The sequence below is a fragment of the Arthrobacter sp. 10T413_2 genome (assembly GCF_056394205.1).
In genome coordinates this window covers 1-1,024 of the sequence record NZ_JBFTHK010000363.1, presented here as the reverse complement: position 1 = coordinate 1,024, position 1,024 = coordinate 1, and the positions used below count along the sequence as shown (strand labels likewise).

Genomic DNA, 1,024 nt, shown 5'->3' with positions numbered 1-1,024 from the left:
GTCGTACAGTCACGATTTAGTTGAAGCTACAGCATGCAGGAGACGCAGCCCTCCACCTCGGTCCCCTCCAGCGCGAGCTGGCGGWGACGGATGTAGTAGATGGTCTTGATGCCCTTCTTCCAGGCATAGATCTGGGCCTTGTTGATGTCGCGCGTGGTGGCGGTGTCCTTGAAGAACAGCGTCAGGGACAGGCCCTGGTCCACGTGCTGCGTGGCCGCGGCGTAGGTGTCGATGACCTTCTCGTAGCCKATCTCGTACGCGTCCTGGTAGTACTCCAGGTTGTCGTTCGTCAGGTACGGCGCCGGGTAGTACACGCGGCCCAGCTTGCCTTCMTTGCGGATCTCGATCTTGGACGCCACCGGGTGGATCGAGGAGGTGGAGTTGTTGATGTAGGAGATCGAGCCGGTGGGCGGAACAGCCTGCAGGTTCTGGTTGTAGATACCGTGCTCCATGACGGAAGCCTTCAGCTCACGCCAGTCATCCTGCGTGGGGATGTGGATGTTCTTGAACAGCTCGGCGACCTTCGCGGTCTGCGGGACCCATTCCTGCTCGGTGTACTTGTCGAAKAACTCGCCGGTGGCGTACTTGGACTTCTCGAAGCCGCCGAAGGTCTGGCCGGTCTGGATGGCCAGCCGGTTGGAGGCGCGGACCGCGTGGAACACCACCGAGTAGAAGTAGATGTTGGTGAAGTCCAGGCCCTCTTCGGAGCCGTAGTGGACCCGCTCGCGGGCCAGGTAGCCGTGCAGGTTCATCTGGCCGAGGCCGATCGCGTGGCTCTGGTCGTTGCCGCGGGCAATCGAGGGCACCGAGGTGATGTTGGACATGTCCGAGACAGCCGAGAGCGAGCGGATGGCCGTCTCGATGGTCAGGCCGAAGTCCGGCGAGTCCATGGTCTTGGCGATGTYCAGCGAGCCCAGGTTGCAGGAGATGTCCTTGCCCGTGTGGTCGTAGGACAGGTCATCGTTGTACGTCGTGGGCTGGGAGACCTGGAGGATCTCGGAGCACAGGTTGGACATGATGATCT

1 protein-coding gene is annotated in these 1,024 nt (G+C 61.5%); it reads right to left on the bottom strand.

Features of this window, described 5'->3' with window-relative positions:
- Positions 1 to 26: 26 nt before the first annotated feature.
- On the bottom strand, positions 27 to 1,024 hold a 998-nt coding region (locus AC1DBQ_RS23465; RefSeq protein ID WP_476930776.1), incomplete at its 5' end, for a ribonucleotide reductase large subunit.